13 protein-coding genes, 1 pseudogene and 1 riboswitch are annotated in these 17,055 nt (G+C 72.6%); of the genes and pseudogenes, 10 read left to right on the top strand and 4 right to left on the bottom strand.

The window, feature by feature from the left end:
• Positions 1-33: 33 nt before the first annotated feature.
• From ligA to ABD353_RS31735, 3 genes are read left to right on the top strand one after another with little or no spacing between them, the layout of a single operon-like run.
• On the top strand, positions 34-1,341 hold the full coding sequence (ligA, locus tag ABD353_RS31745; protein WP_344627139.1) for a protocatechuate 4,5-dioxygenase subunit alpha: 1,308 nt from the start codon (positions 34-36) through the stop codon (positions 1,339-1,341).
• Between the two features lies 1 nt (position 1,342).
• Positions 1,343-2,317 carry a Gfo/Idh/MocA family oxidoreductase gene (locus ABD353_RS31740; protein WP_344627138.1) on the top strand — a complete coding sequence of 325 codons (975 nt, stop codon included), beginning with the start codon at positions 1,343-1,345 and terminating at the stop codon, positions 2,315-2,317.
• On the top strand, positions 2,314-3,336 hold the full coding sequence (locus tag ABD353_RS31735) for an aldo/keto reductase (protein WP_344627137.1): 1,023 nt from the start codon (positions 2,314-2,316) through the stop codon (positions 3,334-3,336). Before ABD353_RS31740 ends, ABD353_RS31735 begins: the two co-directional genes overlap by 4 nt.
• Positions 3,337-3,391: 55 nt before the next feature.
• On the opposite strand, the gene ABD353_RS31730 is transcribed toward ABD353_RS31735, so the two are convergent.
• Positions 3,392-4,363 carry a site-specific integrase gene (locus tag ABD353_RS31730; protein WP_344627136.1) on the bottom strand — a complete coding sequence of 324 codons (972 nt, stop codon included), beginning with the start codon at positions 4,361-4,363 and terminating at the stop codon, positions 3,392-3,394.
• Between the two features lie 392 nt (positions 4,364-4,755).
• Here ABD353_RS31730 and ABD353_RS31725 point away from each other — a divergent pair, with 392 nt between their 5' ends.
• From ABD353_RS31725 to ABD353_RS31700, 6 genes and pseudogenes are all read left to right on the top strand, one after another.
• Positions 4,756-7,188, top strand: a complete 2,433-nt coding sequence (locus ABD353_RS31725) for a hypothetical protein (protein ID WP_344627135.1) — start codon at positions 4,756-4,758, stop codon at positions 7,186-7,188.
• Complete coding sequence (locus tag ABD353_RS31720) at positions 7,182-8,342, top strand: hypothetical protein (RefSeq protein ID WP_344627134.1); 1,161 nt, start codon at positions 7,182-7,184, stop codon at positions 8,340-8,342. The genes ABD353_RS31725 and ABD353_RS31720 overlap by 7 nt, the downstream gene beginning before the upstream one ends.
• Positions 8,339-9,241 carry a hypothetical protein gene (locus tag ABD353_RS31715; protein WP_344627133.1) on the top strand — a complete coding sequence of 301 codons (903 nt, stop codon included), beginning with the start codon at positions 8,339-8,341 and terminating at the stop codon, positions 9,239-9,241. The genes ABD353_RS31720 and ABD353_RS31715 overlap by 4 nt, the downstream gene beginning before the upstream one ends.
• Positions 9,226-9,693, top strand: coding sequence for a hypothetical protein (locus ABD353_RS31710; RefSeq protein WP_344627132.1), 468 nt, complete (start codon positions 9,226-9,228; stop codon positions 9,691-9,693). Before ABD353_RS31715 ends, ABD353_RS31710 begins: the two co-directional genes overlap by 16 nt.
• A gap of 28 nt (positions 9,694-9,721) precedes the next feature.
• A pseudogene (locus tag ABD353_RS31705) lies at positions 9,722-9,931 on the top strand (family 1 glycosylhydrolase); the annotation flags it as partial.
• Positions 9,932-10,518: 587 nt separating this feature from the next.
• Positions 10,519-11,523, top strand: coding sequence for a magnesium and cobalt transport protein CorA (locus tag ABD353_RS31700; protein WP_344627131.1), 1,005 nt, complete (start codon positions 10,519-10,521; stop codon positions 11,521-11,523).
• Positions 11,524-11,559: 36 nt separating this feature from the next.
• On the opposite strand, the gene ABD353_RS31695 is transcribed toward ABD353_RS31700, so the two are convergent.
• Genes ABD353_RS31695 through ABD353_RS31685 form a run of 3 tightly spaced genes read right to left on the bottom strand, consistent with a single transcriptional unit; the run spans position 11,560 to position 14,365 of the window.
• The gene (locus ABD353_RS31695; protein ID WP_344627130.1) at positions 11,560-11,706 is read right to left on the bottom strand and encodes a hypothetical protein; all 147 of its coding nucleotides are present in this window, start codon (positions 11,704-11,706) and stop codon (positions 11,560-11,562) included.
• Positions 11,688-13,001, bottom strand: a complete 1,314-nt coding sequence (locus ABD353_RS31690; RefSeq protein ID WP_344627129.1) for an NRAMP family divalent metal transporter — start codon at positions 12,999-13,001, stop codon at positions 11,688-11,690. Before ABD353_RS31690 ends, ABD353_RS31695 begins: the two co-directional genes overlap by 19 nt.
• Positions 12,998-14,365, bottom strand: a complete 1,368-nt coding sequence (locus tag ABD353_RS31685; RefSeq protein WP_344627128.1) for a magnesium transporter MgtE N-terminal domain-containing protein — start codon at positions 14,363-14,365, stop codon at positions 12,998-13,000. The genes ABD353_RS31690 and ABD353_RS31685 overlap by 4 nt, the downstream gene beginning before the upstream one ends.
• Positions 14,366-14,671: 306 nt before the next feature.
• Positions 14,672-14,846: riboswitch (M-box (ykoK) riboswitch) on the bottom strand.
• A 381-nt stretch (positions 14,847-15,227) separates the two neighbouring features.
• Here ABD353_RS31685 and ABD353_RS31680 point away from each other — a divergent pair.
• Entirely contained in the window at positions 15,228-16,583 is a 1,356-nt protein-coding gene (locus tag ABD353_RS31680) for a GH1 family beta-glucosidase (RefSeq protein WP_344627127.1), read from the top strand.
• Positions 16,584-17,055: the final 472 nt, after the last annotated feature.

Here is a 17,055-nt window from a genome sequence, read left to right as displayed (position 1 = left end):
CCACCTCACCGCACGACACGATTGGAGCCCGGCATGTCGCTGGACAAGACCTACCGGCTGGTCCCGGGGACGACGATCTTCGACGCCGAGCAGTCCGCCAAGGGGTACCACCTCAACCAGTTCTGCATGTCGCTGATGACCGCGGAGAACCGCGCGAGCTACCTCGCCGACGAACGCGCCTACCTGGACGCCTGGCCGCTGCGCGAGGAGCAGAAGCAGGCCCTGCTCGACCGCGACCTCAACGCCGCGATGCGCGAGGGCGGCAACATCTACTTCCTCGCCAAGTGGGGTGCGACGCTGGGGCTCTCGTTCCAGCGGATGGCGGGCTCGATGACCGGCATGACCGAGCAGGAGTACCGCGACATGATGCTCGCCGGCGGCCGCTCCGTCGACGGCAACCGGATCGACCACGCCGTCCTGGAGGCGGCCCACGCCGACCCCGCGCCGCCGGCCGAGCACGCCGTGGTCACCGCCGCCGTCTTCACCTCCCACGTACCGGCGATCGGCGCCGCGATGGACCACCACAAGACCGGAGAGCCCTACTGGAAGCCGGTCTTCGACGGCTACGAGTACTCCAGGCAGTGGGCCCGGGAGAACCGACCCGACGTGGTCCTCCTGGTCTACAACGACCACGCCACCGCCTTCGACCAGTCGCTGATCCCGACCTTCGTCCTCGGCACCGGCGCCGCCTACCCCACCGCCGACGAGGGCTACGGCCCCCGCCCCGTCCCGGGCATCGAGGGCGACCCGGACCTGGCCGCGCACATCGCGCACTCGCTCATCCGGGACGACTTCGACCTCACCCTGGTCAACGAGATGACCGTCGACCACGGCCTGACCGTCCCGCTGTCGCTGATGTTCGGCGACGTCGACGCCTGGCCGTGCAGGGTGATCCCGTTCCACGTCAACGTGGTGCAGTACCCGGTGCCCTCCGGCGAGCGGTGCTTCAACCTCGGCCGGGCACTGCGCCGGGCGATCGAGTCCTACGGCCGGCCGCTGAACGTCCAGGTGTGGGGCACCGGCGGCATGAGCCACCAGCTGCAGGGCCCCCGCGCCGGCCTCATCAACCGCGCGTGGGACAACGCCTTCCTCGACCGGCTGGTCGACGACCCGGCCGGTCTCGCGCAGCTGCCGCACCTGGACTACGTCGAGCAGGCCGGCAGCGAGGGCATCGAACTCGTCATGTGGCTGATCGCCCGCGGGGCGATGAGCGACGTCGACGGCGGCGGCGAGATCGAGACCAAGCACCGCTTCTACCACGTGCCGGCGTCCAACACCGCCGTCGGCCACCTGATCCTGGAGAACCACCCGCGGGCCGAGGCGCCCGCCACGGAGGAGTGACATGACCGACCGGAAGACCGTCCGGATCGCCCTGGCCGGAGGCGGCGCCTTCGGCGCCAAGCACGCCGCCGCCCTGCGCCGGATCGACGGCGTCGAGGTGACCGCCGTCGTCAGCAGCACCCCGGAGCGCGCCCGGGCGTTCGCCGCCGAGCACGGCATCGGCCGCGGCGTCGCCACCCTCGACGAGGTGCTCGCCGCCGACGACGTCGACGCCGTCATCCTCGCCACCCCCACCCCGATGCACGCCGAGCAGACCGTCGCCTGCCTGGAGGCGGGCAAGCACGTCCAGACCGAGATCCCGCTCGCCGACTCCCTCGCCGACGCCGAGGCCTGCCTGGCCGCCCAGCAGCGCACCGGACTCGTCGCCATGGCCGGCCACACCCGCCGCTTCAACCCCAGCCACCAGTGGGTCCGGCAGCGGATCCGGGCCGGCGAGTACCGCATCCAGCAGATGGACGTGCAGACCTACTTCTTCCGCCGCGAGAACCTCAACGCCCTGGGCCGGCAGCGCTCCTGGACCGACCACCTGCTCTGGCACCACGCCGCGCACACCGTCGACCTGTTCGCCCACCAGACCGGCTCGCCGATCGTGCAGGCCAACGCGATCCAGGGCCCGATCCACCCCGTCCTCGGCATCGCGATGGACATGTCGATCCAACTGCGCGCGGAGAGCGGCGCCATCTGCACCCTCTCGCTCTCCTTCAACAACGACGGCCCGCTCGGCACCTTCTTCCGCTACATCGGCGACACCGGCACCTACCTCGCCCGCTACGACGACCTGTTCACCGGCAAGGACGAGCCGATCGACGTCAGCGGCGTCGACGTCTCCACCGACGGCATCGAACTGCAGGACCGCGAGTTCGTCGCCGCCATCCGCGAAGGCCGCGAACCCAACGCCTCCCTCGCCCAGGTGCTGCCCTGCTACCGCACGCTGGCCGCCCTCGAAGCGCAGCTCGACGCTGCCCGGGCCTCGTGACCGCGACGCCCCCGGCCGGCCGTGGACCCCGCCGGATCGGGCCCTTCGAGGTCCCGGCGGTCGGCCTGGGCTGCATGAACCTCAGCCACGCCTACGGAGTCCCGCCCGAGCCGCGGGCCGCCGAACACCTCCTGCGCACCGCCCTGGACGAGGGCGTCACCCTCTTCGACACCGCCGCCCTCTACGGCTTCGGCGCCAACGAGGAACTCCTCGGCCGCGTCCTCGCCGCGCACCGGGAGCGCATCGTGCTCGCCAGCAAGTGCGGCTTGACCGGCGTCGACGGGCGGCGCGTCATCGACGGCCGGCCCGAGACCCTCCGCCGCACCGCCGACGAGGCGCTCGCCCGGCTCCGCACCGACAGCATCGACCTCTACCACCTGCACCGCGTCGACCGGCAGGTCCCCGTGGAGGAGAGCATCGGCGCGATGGCCGAGCTCGTTCAGGCCGGGAAGGTCCGGGCCCTGGGACTCTCCGAGGCGTCGGCCGCGACGCTGCGCCGGGCCCACGCCGTGCACCCGATCGCCGCGCTGCAGAACGAGTACAGCCTCTGGTCGCGCAACCCCGAGCAGGGCACCCTGGTGGCGGCCGCGGAACTCGGCGTCGCCCTGGTGGCGTTCAGCCCGCTGGCCCGCGGCTTCCTCACCTCGGCGCCGCCCGGCCCCGGCACGCTCCCCGAGCGGGACGTCCGCCGGCAGATGCCCCGCTTCGACGCCCGGCACTACCCCGCCAACCTCGAACTGCGGCGCAGGCTCGACGAGATCGCCGGGGGCGCCGGCTGCACCCTCGCCCAACTGGCGCTGGCCTGGGTGCTCTCCCGGGCGCCGCACGTCCTGGCGATCCCCGGGACGCGGTCCGTCGCGCACCTGCGGGAGAACCTGGCCGTGCTCGACCTCGCCGTCCCCGGCGAGGCCCTGGACGCCGCCGGGGAGGTGCTCGACTCCGCGACCGTGCACGGCGCGCGCTACAACGAGGCCACCCTGGCCGAGATCGACACGGAGCGCTGCGGGGCGGCGGGCTGACGTCCGGGCGTGCCGGTCGTCACCCTGCCGGGGGCCGTCACCCTGCCGGTGGTCGTCACCGTTCCGGGTCGGCGCGGCGCAGGACGGTGGCCCCGGCGAGGTCGGACGGTTCCAGGTCGATGGCGCGGCGGAGTTGCTCCATCCGCTTCGGCATCGGCTCCCAGCCGGGTTCGCCGGCCATGTCGAGGTTCAGGCTGCGGATCTCGCGGACGTAGGCGCGGGCCAGGCCGCGGAAGTGCAGCGGCAGGCCGGGCCGGGCCCGGCCGCTGGGGGAGACGCTCACCCACAGGGCGTCGGTGGTCTCGTTCGCCCGCCCGGCGGGCTTCGCGGCGTCGCGGACGACCAGGTGGCCGCGGGCCTTCAGCCAGTTCCGCAGGGCGGCCCGGGTGGGGCCCGAGAGCGCGACGGTCTCGGTGACCGGTTCGGCCGCGAGGTCGCGGTGCTGGGGGAGGCGGGTGACGCGGATCCGGCCCCGGTCGGTGTCGACGTCGCCCACCCGCAGGTGGCAGAGTTCGCCGGCGCGGCAGCCGGTGTCCATCACCGTGCCGATGATCGCGAGGATCCGGCTCCGCGCCTCGGACTGGCCCGGCCGGACGGCCCGCTCCAGGTGGCCGAGCAGGATGCTGCGCGGCCGGGCGGCGACGACCGGCCGCAGCCCGCCCTGCCGGGTGCGCGGCGGCAGTACGACCGCGATCCCCGCGCCGGCGCCGAGGATCTGCAGACAGTCCTCCCGCACCCGCATGGATGCGGGGGAGGGCTGGTCCGGCCGGGCGGCGGGCTTGCGGCGCAGGAGACCGCGCTCGGCCGCGTCGAGGTAGGCGGCGAGGGTGTCGGGGGCGAGGAGCCCGGCGAGGGAGGCGGCGGCGGAGGAGGGGATCTCGCCGCGCTCCAGGGCGGTGCGGAGCTCACCGGCGATCCACCGCAGCTGCTTCGCGCGGGACGCGCTGGTGGGCGGCTCGCAGGCGCGCTCCACCACGGCGTTCAGCGCCTCGACGGAGGGCGCGGCCACGACCGGGACGTCTGCCATGCGGTCACCCTAGTGCGGGGGTCCGACAGGTCCGCCGATCCCTGCCACCGAACCCGCCGACCGGCTCATCGGATGGTCATATTAATAACTGGCCTGGGGCGCCGTTGGCGGTGGGGGCGGTCGCGCGGGGGTGGCCGTCCCCGTCGGCTCGCCGTCCCGCAGTGGTGGCCGTCCCTCCGGCGCCTGCCGGTACGGGGCCGCTCGTGGTCCGGCGCCCCGCCCCCGCTGCGCCGACGAACACCTGTCGGAGGCGGCGTTCATGCCAATATCGCGGCTGCATAACGGAATTGACGTCACATCAGGTATTTTCCGACTGATCCGGACGACCGTCCTCGCGCCCTCCTACGATGTGGAACGCACCGACCGGCAGGGGTCAGGGAGGGCGGGATCGGATGACCTCGGTTTCTGGACCGGAGAGCGCCGCGCGGGTCGCGGCGCTCCTGGAGAACCGTCGCAAGCTGCTGGACGTCGTCGACGCGGAGAGCGCCCGCTGGCGCGGGGCGGGCTCCGCCCTCGGGAGGCTGGAGGAGCTGCTGGCCGCGCTGCGCGGCCAGGCCGACGCCTCGGAACGGCTCCGCGCGGCGCTCGACGGATCGGCGCTGCGCGACCTGGGAGCACGCGTCTCCGAGCTCCTGGACCTGCACGGGCAGGCGGCCGCACGGTTCGCGCGCGGCACCGTGAACCTCGGGGTGAGCGGGCAGGCGCGGGTCGGCAAGAGCACCCTGCTCCAGTCGCTCTCCGGGTTGACCAACGCCGAGATCCCCGCCGGATCCGGGATCCCGGTGACGGCGGTCCGCAGCCGCATCTGCCACGTCCCGGGCCAGTCCCGGGCGGTGCTGCGCCTGCACACCCCGGAGTCGTTCCTGGCCGAGTCGGTCCGTCCGTACCACGCGTACCTGGGCCTGGCCGCGGCTCCCGCCTCGCTGGAGGAGTTCGCCGGCTGGCGCTACCCGGAGGCGGTGGAGGACAGCAAGGCGCCGTTGCTCCAGCGGGTGGTGGCGGCCCAGCGCGCGCTGTGGTCGTACCGGGAGGATCTGGTCGGCAGCGGGCGGGAGGTGCCGTTGGCGGAGCTCCGCGGCTACGTCGCGTACCCGTCGCAGTCCGAAGTGGACGGCGGGAACCCCTCCCGCCGCTACCTCGCGGTCCGCGAGGCGCGCATCGAGTGCGAATTCCCGCACCCGGGGGTGGGCCGGATCGGGATCGTCGACCTGCCGGGGCTGGGGGAGATGGCCGCGGACGCCGAGCGGCGCCACGTCGCCGGCCTGCGGCACGACGTGGACGCCGTCCTGCTCGTCAAGCGCCCGGTGGAGGGGATGGCCTACTTCGGGGCGGCGGACGGCCGGGCGCTGGCGCTGCTGGACGACGCCCGCGGACTGGTCCGGCGCACCGGCGACTTCGTCTTCCTCGTCGTCAACAAGGGCAGTGGCGACCCGGAGAGCCTGGCCGCGGCCCTGCACGGGCATCTGACCAGCGAGGTCAACGCCGGCCTGCCGGGGCGGCACTTCACCGTTCTGGAGACCGACGCAGCGGATCCGGCCTCGGTGCAGGAGCGCCTGCTGGCGCCGGTGCTGGCGGCCCTGGCCGAGCGGCTGCCGGTGATGGACAACGACATCGTCGCCGGACTCGCCGAACGGTCGGAGGAGCTGGCCCGGGCGGTCCTGGCGGCCACCGCGGGCGTCGAGGCGGAGCTCGGCCGGCTGAGGGGGCACGCCAGTGCGCCGGCCGAGGACCTGGAGCGGCAGGCCGAGACCCTGCGCGAGGACCTCGCGGCGGACCTCGCGGAGATCGTCGGGCGGATGCGCGTCGAGGCGGCGGCACGGGAGGAGGACCCGGACTTCGCGGCCGCGGTGGACGAGGCGTACACCGATCTGGGCCGTTGGATCGCCGAGGGCCTCGGGTCCGAGGAGGCCGACGGCGCGGGCGGGGCCGGAGCGGCCGGCGCCGCCGACGGAGGGCCCGCGGACGCGGGGCACCGGCAGCGCTGGTGCGACCGCCAGCTGCGCCAGATGCGGGTGCGCGGCGGATCCGCACCGGTTGCCACGGACGAGTTCAACCGGATCAGGGTGGAGGTCGCGCGCCGGTTCGCCGCCATCGACGGCTACTTCGAGGAGCGGGTGCGGGGGCTGCACCGGCAGGTCGCCGAGGTGCTCACCCGTCACACCGGCCGACTGCTCGCGCCGCCGGCCGCCGCGGAGAGCGGTGCGGCCGCCGACGGTCCGGCCGGGCCCGGACCGGAGACGGCCGAGGGTGCCGCCGTGCTGCTGCGGCTGCGGGAGATGTTCGACGACGGCTACGAGCCGTGCCCCGGCCTGTCCTCGGCCGTCGCGGACCTGATGGAACTGCGGCTGGACTACCGCACCCAGCTCCATCCGAGGATCCGCGCCCAGCTCGACGGGCTGAGCCTGGACGTCCTCGACCCGTCGAGCGGGCGGATGCGTTCGCAGATCGCCGTGGAGGTCAGCGCGGCCGGCGCCGACGAACTCTACGAGTTCATCACCACCCGTGCCGAGCAGGCGGCCTACCGCACCCGTACGGCGCTGCTGCGTGACTCGGTGATCCCGGCCCTGGTGCTGTACGCGGCCGTGGAGCAGTTCGAGGACGCCCTGATCCGCTCGGGTGCCTCCGCACGCGAGTTCCGCCGGTTCGCCCGGACGTACCGCAACGAACTGTGGCCCGGTCGCTACGAGGGCCTCAACAGCGAGCACGCGCGGTTCGCCGCGGTGACCCGCGGGTGCCGCGAGGTCGAGGCCGCGCTGCGCGGCCGGCCCGCGCACGGCGGGACGGACCGTACGGCGGCAGAGAAGACGAAGGAGACCAGATGGTGACGGCGGCCACCGAAGCCGATGACACGCCGGTGTTCAGGATCGGCATGCTGGGGCCCAGCCGGGTCGGCAAGACCTCGCTGGTCGTCTCCATGCTCACCGACGGCGAACGGCTGCTGGGCGGCACCCCGGTGGTCCTGCGGGCGGCCGACGAACGGACCAAGCGGCTGCTGCGACTGCGCCGGCAGGAGCTCGACGGCGGCCTGCTCGCCCGGAAGTTCGACTCGGCGGTGATGCCGGGCAGTCTCGACCTGACGTACTTCAACCTGGAGATGAGGGCGGGTCAGGCCGCGGAGGGCATCCGGTTCTCGCTGCTGGACTTCCCGGGCGGCTGGCTCAGCGAACAGGAGGGGCGCAGCGCGGAGGAGGTGCGGAACTGGGACGAGTGCCAGTCCTTCCTGGCGGAGTGCAACGTCCTGGTCGTCCCGGTGGACGCGACCGTGCTGATGGAGGCGGACCAGCCGCAGCACTGGCGGTCGGTGCCGGCCGTCCTGGAGACCCTCGCCGTCCAGGAGATGGCCGAGCTGTGGGCGGGCAACCGCAACCTGGCGCCGGAGGAGCCGGCGCTCGTGGTGCTCGCGCCGGTGAAGTGCGAGTCGTACTTCGCGGACAACGGCGGTCTGCGGGACGACTCCCAGCTGCTGAGGGAGCGTGTGCTCCAGGTGTACGACCGGGTCATCGAGCTGGTGCGGTTGAACGCGCCGCACGCCCAGATCCGCTATTGCCCGGTGGACACCCTGGGCTGCGTCGAGCTGGTGAAGGTGCACTGGCAGACGGATCCGGACGAGCCCGGTACGCATCGGCCGACCGGCACCTTCGCGATCCGGGACCGGGGCCGGATCTCGATCGTCGGGGCGGAGGACATCCTGGGTGCCGTCTGCGGGCTGCTGGCGGGTGCCCGTCGGCGGGTGACGGCGGGGGAGGCCGACCGTCACGTGGGCCGGGCGCGGTACGCGGAGCAGCGCGGGCAGGAGCTGAAGCGCGGCTTCTTCCGGCACGTCCGCAACTGGATGAACGGCAGTATCCGGGCGAACGATCTGGAGCGTGCCGGGCAGTTGGCGAAGGCGCAGGAACTGCGCAACCAGGCCGAGCAGTTGGCGCGGGCGGTGGACATGCTCGCCGATCGGAAGCCGAGCGGACGGAGCAAGGCGCTGTGAGCGAGGAGCCGACACCCGCAGTGGCGGCCGGGGAGTCGCCGGGGCGGCCGGAGCCGGTGGTGCGCGGGTACGTGATGTCGCGTGGCTATCCACGGCAGGCGGACTACCGTTTCCTGGGTGCCGCGCCGGACCCGGGCTGGTGGACCCGGCACCGCTCCCACACCGACGTCAACTATCCGACGCTGTTGGTGGAGGCGCGCGGCGGGCGGTGGCGGGCCTATCTGAGCGGCATTCCGTCGCAGCGGCGGGACGAGGTCAGTACCCCGATCCGGTTCACCCTCGCGCTGGAGGGCGCCACGGCGTCGGGTGGGGCCGACGGGGTGGTGCGGTTGGTGGCCCGGTGGCTGGACGGTCATGCCGACGGTTCCGGGCGGGCCGTGCTGGGTGAGCGCATGGACGGTCTGTTCCCGGACGACGCGGAGGTGGTGGATCTCCGCCGGCGGCACGACGTGGAGGCGGTCGGCGTCGTCCAGGACCGGATGGAGCGCCTGTTGACCTCGTTGGAGGCGCCGGGCGGCCCTGAGCCGACGGAGTGGGCGGACCGCTCCTGGATCGCGAGTGCGGCCGACGGGCCGGGCGCCGCCGCGTTCGTCGAGCGGGTTCGTGCCCTGCTCGCCGGGGAGCAGGACGGGGACGCGCTGGTGCTGAACCTGGTGGAGCAGGCCGAGGAGGCACCGCCGGTGGCGGCGGGCGAGAGCCTGGCCGTGCTCACGGCCACCGGTGGCCCCGACCGTCCACGGGCGCTGCCCGCCGCGATCCCGGGGCAGTCGGGTGACCAGGGCCCAAAAGCGCCGGGCCGGACCACGCCGGCCTCCCCGGTGGACGTCCGGAGGGCACTGCCCCTCGTTCTGGCGGCGCTGCTGCTGGTGCTGTTGATCCTCTGGTGTGCGACACGGTGATGCAGTGGTGGAAGACCGTGACCGGCCTGGCCGAGCGGGACTCCTGCGACGGGCGGCTGGTCCTGCGGCTCCACGGCGAACCGCTGGTCGAGTTCGGTGCCACGTGGACGGCGGACGGCCGGAGCCCGCATTTCCGCGGACGGCTGACCACCGCGGACGGCACCGACGTGGGCCGGACGGTCGTGCGGAAGATGACGCTGAAGGACATGCCCAGGTGGGCCCTGCAGACGATGACCGGGGCGCTGGCGTTCGACGAGGCCGAGTTCCGGGCGGAACTGCCACAGTGCGACGCGGTGCTCGTGTGCAGGGTCCTGACCCAGGACGCGCCGGACGCGGCAGGACATACCAAGATCCTCGTGGACGGGGGCGCGACGAACGTCATCGTGCTCTCGCTGGCCGTGCCGCTGCCGCCGCCCCCGGGGACGGGCCTTCCGGGCGGCGCATGGTGGTGACCGGGGCCGGCGCTCGGCGGGCTTGGGTCGCTGGCCCGGCGCCGTCCGGGACGGCCACACCGGGGCGGTGGCCTGCGACCACTACCACCGCTTTCCCGAGGACGTCGCCCTGATGCGCGGCCTCGGCCTGGACGGGTACCGGTTCTCCCTCGCCTGGCCGCGGATCCGGCCCGCCGGCGAGGGGGCGGTCAACCCGGCCGGCCTCGACTTCTACGACCGTCTGGTCGACGCCCTGCTCCGCTAGCGGGCGGGCACTGTCCGCAGGGCCGGTGTCCGGCTTCAGAATTTGTCCGGTACTTCAGGGCCAGGATCAGGTAGATGACGAGAGCGGCAGCAACCAGGACACCGGCGGGGGTGTCGGCACTCATGTGCCACTCCTCACAGGTGTCAGGGCCTGCGTCGGAGCAGGCGAAGGGGGTCCGGGGACGGGCGCATCCCAGGCCGTGGGCGGATGCAGAGGAAGCCGTGCCGGGAGGCTATTCCCACTCGTCGGGCGGCCGGTCCGATCCTGACGGCTCTTTGATCCCGGGAGCCTCTGTCTTGACGGATCGTTGACAGGAAGCTGGTCACCTCGTGGCACCACGGCCATACCCGCCGGGACGACCGAGACATCGGCAAGCCTGCCGGCCGACGATGCTCGGCCGATGCATCGAGTCAATTGCCCGAAGCCCACCTCGGCGATCATTGGGACGTGCAACGCCCGGCGAACCCCGGGAGGCCGGGCCGGCTGATCTTCCAGGCGTCTTCGACGGGTGCGTCGTAACGGGTAGGTTTGCTTGCCGTTGAGGGCGCCCGGCGCCGTGGCTTGGGAAAGCGGTGTGGGGAATGGTTGCACGGGCCGTGGTGGACTGCGCGCTGTACGAGGGCGGGCTTCGCCTGCCGGAGCAGGTGGACCTGTCGGAGGTGCTGCAGCGGATAGGTGAGAAGGACGGCCGGTTCGTGTGGATCGGCCTCTACCAGCCCACCGAGGAGCAGTTCGCCGAGATCGCCGCGGCGTTCGACCTGCATCCGTTGGCGGTGGAGGACGCGGTCCGCGCCCATCAGCGTCCGAAACTCGAACGCTACGGTGACACGCTGTTCCTGGTACTGAAGACGATCACCTATGTCGAGCACGACAAGGTGACGGCGACCAGCGAGATCGTCGACACCGGCGAGATCATGGTGTTCGCGGGCCCCGGTTTCGCGATCGTGGTCCGCCACGGCAGCGCTCCGCCGCTGGCAGCCGTGCGCCGGGACCTGGAGGCCGTGCCCGAGCTGATGGCGTTGGGCCCGGTTGCTGTGCTGCACGCGGTGGCCGACCACGTCGTCGACCGCTACCTGGAGGTCGCCGACGCCTTCGAGCGGGACGTGGAGGAGCTGGAGACGGCGGTGTTCTCGCACGAGCGCACCGACGACGCGGGCCGGATCTACCAGCTGAAGCGCGAACTGCTGGAGTTCAAGCGGGCGGTGGTGCCGTTGGGCGTGCCGCTCCAGCGGCTGGCCGACGGTACGCTGCCGCAGGTGCCGGCCGCGATTGCCACCTATCTGCGGGACGCCGCGGACCATCACACGCAGGCGAAGGAACGGATCCTGGCCTTCGACGAGCTGATCTCCAGCATCCTGGACGCCAGCATGGCGCGGCTGTCGATGCAGCAGAACACGGACATGCGAAGGATCAGTGCCTGGGCGGCGCTGGCGGCCGTGCCGACGATGGCGGCGGGTGTGTACGGCATGAACTTCGATTACATGCCGGAGCTGCGTTGGACGTTCGGTTACCCGGCGGTGCTGGTGCTCACCGCCACGGTCTGTGTGTTCATCTTCCGGGCGTTCCGCCGCAACGACTGGCTGTGAGCCGGTGCCGGCCGTCAGGGCCCGGCACCGGGAGGTTCACCGGTCGAGGTGGATCCATGCGGCGATGAACGCGACCCAGGCGAACAGGGCCGAGAAGGTCAGCAGCGGGGCGAGGCGGCGCATGGCGGTTTCCTCCCCGAGGTGCGCACGGTGAACGGGACGGGTCAGGCGAGCCCGAACCATCCGAGGACGGTCTGGGCGAGCAGGATGGTGGACATGGCGGCCACGCCGACGACCACGGCGGTGGCCGCGACGCGGTAGCGGCGGCCGTTGGCGGCCTCGCCGAGGACGGAGCGGCGGTTGGTGAGGACGAGGAGGTAGACCAGCACGATCGGGCTGATCAGGCCCTGGAGGACCTGGGTGCCGATCAGGAGCCGGATGACGTCAACGGGGGTGAGGGCGACGATCGCGCCGAGGGCGATCTGGGCGGTGAACAGGCCGAGGAAGAGCGGGGCGTCGCGGAAGCTCCGGGACACCGAGCGTTCGACGCCGGCAGCCTCACCGATGGCGTAGCTCGCGGACAGCGGGACGACTGCTCCGGCCAGCGCGGAGGCGCCGATCAGGCCGAAGGCGAAGAGCAGCTCGGCGCTGTGCCCGGCCACAGGCTTGAGGGCCTCGGCGGCCTGGGCGGCGGACTCCAGCGGACCGCTGCCGCCGATGGCTGAGGCGGTGGCGATGATGATCGTCAGGCTGATCAGGCAGGCGAACACCGCGCCGAGGACGGCGTCCGCACGGATGAGCTTGTAGTCGGCGGGCTTGGCGCCGCGGTCGACCACGCCGGCGGCGGCGTAGAACTGCATGTACGGGCTGACGGTGGTGCCGATCAGGGCGACGGCGAGCAGGACGAAGTCCTTGCTCGGATCGATGTGCGGGACGGCCAGGTGCTCCCCGACCTGCCCCCAGTCGGGGTGGCCGAGGACCATGGCCACGGGGTAGGCGAAGAACGCCAGCGACATGACGAGGAAGATCCGCTCGGCCCACTTGTAGCTACCGAAGAGCACCAGGGACCAGAGCAGTACGGCCGCGGGCGGAATCACTGCCCACTTCGGGACGCCGAGGAGTTCGAAGGCGGCACCGATCCCGGCGAACTCGCTGACGACCAGTCCGGTGTTGGCCAGCAGCAGGCAGAACACCGCGAGTGCGGTGAGGCGCAGGCTGAACTGTTCGCGGATCAGCGCGCCAAGGCCCTTGCCGGTGTAGGCGCCGAGCCGCACGGCCATCTCCTGGACCATGACCAGGGCGACGGTGACCAGCACCATGAAGAACAGCGTGCCGTAGGTGAACTGGGCGCCGGCGCTGGCGTAGGTGGCGATGCCGGCGGCGTCGTTGCCTGCGTTCGCGGCGACCAGCCCCGGTCCGGCGACCATGGCGACGGCCGCGATGCGGCGCCAGCCCCGACGGCGGGCGGCGGGTGCGGCCGGTGCCGGGACCACAGCGGCGGGGGTGGGCGCGGTGGGGGTGGTGAGGTCGCGGGTCACGTGAGGAACCTCCGGAAGTGCAGGCGGCCGCGCTCCGGGAGCAGGGCGTCGAGGATGTCGTCGGCGAGGATCCGCCCCAGCGGGCGGCCTGCGTCGTCGACCACCAGAAGGGAGCTGGCGCGTGCGGCGACCAGTTGGTCGGCGGCCTCGGACAGGCGGGAGTCCGGGCGCACGGTGACCGGCGGCGCGAACTGGGCCAGCCACTCCACCAGGTCCCCGACGAGTGCGGTGTCCTCGGCCACCGCCAGGTCGAACAGCGGAAGGTCACCGGTCACCCGGCCCTCCGAGTCCAGGACGGCGACCGCGTCGATCTCGGTGCGGTGCTCGGCCTGCGCGGCGAGCTCTGCCCGTACTTGGGCGATCGTCTGCTCCGGGCGGGCGGTCACCAGCACGGTGGTCATCGCGCCGCCGGCGGTGCCCTCGCGGTGGGTCAGCAGGGCGCGCAGCTCGGCCGCCTCGTCGGCGGGCATACGGGTCAGTAGTGCTTCGCGCTCGCCGGGTTCGAGGTCGCGCAGGGCGTCGGCGGCCTCGTCCGGCTCCATCTCGTCGACCAGCCGGGCGGCGTGCTCCGGTGCCGCCTCGCGGAGCAGGTTCTCCAGCTCGGCGGGTTCCATCTCCTCCAGCGCGTCTGCGGCGTGCTCCGGCTCCAGCCAGCCCAGCAGCTGCTGCCGCTCGTGTCGGCCGAGGTCCTCCAGGATGTCGGCGAGGTCGGCCGGGCGCAGCCGGTGCAGCGCGGAGCGGGACGCGCGCAGCCGCACCTCGGCCGGCCCGTGGGTGGCCTGTTCGCCGAACGGGGCGACCGACTGCCAGTCCAGGACGCGGTCGGGGGTGGGGCGGACCTGCCAGCGGCGCGGGCCGAGGCGGCGCAGCAGCGTGGGCAGGGAGACGTCGACCCCGACCAGGACGGTGCGGTCGGCCAGCGGCGCCAGGTACAGGTCGGCGGCGCGGGTGACCTGGACGCCGTCGACGTCGACGAGCTGGTGGTCCATCACGTCGCGGGCGAGCAGCACCTCGCCGGGGCGCCGGACGTAGTCGCGCAGGTCGACGCGCGAGGTGCGCAGAAGTACGTGCCCGGCGCCGACGGTGTCGACCGCGCTCGCGGCGAGGAAGGCGCGGCGCCGTCCGATGCGGATGATCAGGCCGGTGACCGGCGGGTAGGGATCGGGCCCGTAGAGGCGGGCGACCACGTCGACGACCCGGCCCACCTCCTCCCCTGACTGGTTGGCGACCTGACCGCCGATCAGCCCGGCAAGGGACACCAGCGAGGCGCGGACGCTGCGGGTCGCGGTGCCGCGGCGCGCTACATCGGCCCTGCGGTCACGCAGCCGGGCCGTGGTGGTCATGAGCAGAGTGGTGGAAGCCACGGGGAACACCTCCTTGCCCCGGTCGAGACGAGGCGTCGGGCGGCCCGGGCCACACCACCAGGTCCTCCGGCCGGCGGTGGCACGCCCGGACGCACGGCGGCGACCCCGCCGGATGTTCGGGCGTGGGACACCGCTGTGAACGGGTGGTCAGAGGAAAAGAGGCTGCCGCGGGTCGCTGAAGGACGGCGAGGACAACACGGTGAAGGGCCGACTATGGCCCGGACTACTGTCCATCTCGCCTCCTCCCGATCCCGGCCACGACTCGATGTCGTGACGGCGCGGCAAGGGGAAAGCCGGGAACGACCCGGCACACCCCAACTCGTCAGAGCTTTGGCACTCCACGGCGTGTCCCCGGCGGTGCGGGGAAGCCACTTGGGGTCACCCCTTAGGTCGGGGAGACCTGTCCTGATCCGGAGCGTCTCTCGACGGGTGGGATCAGTGGCCTGTGTCCGTGAAGACGCCTCACCGAACGAGGTGTCTGTTCAAACCTGCGTAAGCATAGGCCCCCGTCGACCTGGCGGCCCAATCCTTGACCGGGTCTTGACCGGGTCCTGCCTAGCCGGAGCCAGCCGCGCGCCGGATCGTATCCCGCACCTCCCGTGCGTACTCCTCGCCGCGATCTCAGGCACCGTGACCGTCATCGCGGTGGGTGGCCAGTACCGGACTCCCGAGCCGTCCTGACCGCCCCTGGCCACAGAGGGTGTTCAGTTGGCTGATCCGCCCGCGTATCGGTCAGCCACAGCCAGTCCGGCGAGTGCAGGCCCCGGCCGGCGCTGGTGCGCTTCAACACGTCCGACTAACATGAGGTGACCTCATGTTCTTGTGTGTCGTCCGTTGCCGCCATGATGCAGGGAGTCAGGCTGTGCCGAACCGACTCGACCTCCCGTCCGACTTCCGCTGGGGAGCCTCCACCGCCGCGTACCAGATCGAGGGCGCGGTGGACGAGGACGGCCGCGGGCCGTCCGTCTGGGACGTGTTCGCCGCCCGGCCCGGCGCCGTCCGCGACGGCCACACCGGCGCGGTGGCCTGCGACCACTACCACCGCTATCCCGAGGACGTCGCCCTGATGCGGGGCCTCGGCCTGGACGGGTACCGGTTCTCGATCGCCTGGCCGCGGATCCGGCCCACCGGCGCGGGTGAGACCAACCCGGCCGGCCTCGACTTCTACGACCGCCTGGTGGACGCCCTCCTGGCCGCCGGCATCACCCCGCTGCCCACCCTCTTCCACTGGGACCTGCCGCAGGCCCTGGAAGAGGAGGGCGGCTGGCTGAACCGCGACACCGCCCACCGCTTCGCCGAGTACACCTCGGTGGTCGTGGACCGGCTCGGCGACCGGGTGCCCGCCTGGATCACCCTCAACGAGCCGTTCGTGCACATGGTCTACGGCTACGCCCTCGGCATCCACGCCCCCGGCCGCGCCCTGATGCTCGACGCCCTGCCCGCCGCCCACCACCAGCTGCTCGGCCACGGACTGGCCGCCGCGGTGCTGCGCGAACGCGGCCTGCAGGTGATGATCGCCAACAACCTCACCCCCGTCCGGCCGGCCACCGAGGACCCTGCCGACCTGACCGCCGCCACCGCCTACGACGCCCTGCACAACCGGCTGTTCACCGACCCCCTGCTGCTCGGGCAGTACCCCGACCTGTCGGCCTTCGGCCTCGACGAGGACCTCGGCGGCACCGTCCGCCCCGGCGACCTGAAGCTGATCGCCGGCCCCGGCCTCGACGGCCTCGGCGTCAACTACTACAACCCCACCCGGATCGCCGCCCCCACCGACCCCGGCCTCCCCTTCTCCGAGGCCCCGATCGACGGCGTCCCCCGCACCGCCTTCGGCTGGCCGGTCGTCCCCGACGGCCTGCGTGAACTCCTCGTGGGCCTGCGCGACCGCTACGGCGCCGCCCTCCCGCCCGTCACCGTCACCGAGAACGGCTGCTCCGTCGCCGACGAACCCGCCCCCGACGGCACCGTCGACGACCCCGACCGGATCTCCTACCTCGCCGGCCACCTCGATGCCCTCGCTGCCGCGATCACCCAAGGCGTCGACGTCCGCGGCTACTTCACCTGGTCGCTGCTCGACAACTACGAATGGGCCGAGGGCTACCACCAGCGCTTCGGACTCGTCCACGTCGACTTCGGCACTCAGGTGCGCACCCCCAAGGCGTCCTACGCCTGGTACCGCGACCTGATCGCGGCCCACCGGGCCCGGTGCAGAAAGTAGTCGGGATCTGGCATGGGGACTGCATCCGCGGGATTCATGGACCCATGACGCCGCACTCTCTCGGGCCGTCTGCCTTCTTCGCGAGCATCGGGGGATCGAGAAGGAACCGGAGCGCACATGTGGACGTCCGACGGAGAGCGCGCGGCACCTTCACGAACACCACAATGCGGCCTGACCAGCATGGATGTGGTGTCCAGCAAGCGCGACACCACGGCCGGCAAGCGGCACCCGCGGTCGCGTCGTTGTGCTTCGGTCCGACCACGATGAAGTCCACACACCAGAGGTGCCCCAGCCGACGCCACGGCTGGGGCACCTCGAGGTGGTGAGTGTCGGTCAGCAGATGGACCTGCCCATGTCGTGAACCGCTCGTCCACACGGCGGCGGGCCGCACCCGATCGCGATCACCGTTGATCGGGCGGGTCAGCGCTTCAGGGTGAGGACGCCGGGCCGGTACGGCAGTCGGTCGTAGGGG

The organism is Kitasatospora arboriphila (assembly GCF_039528095.1).
Taxonomy (GTDB): Bacteria; Actinomycetota; Actinomycetes; order Streptomycetales; family Streptomycetaceae; genus Kitasatospora; species Kitasatospora arboriphila.
The sequence above is the reverse complement of the archived record's forward strand: the minus strand, read 5'-3'. Positions and strand labels throughout refer to the sequence as shown.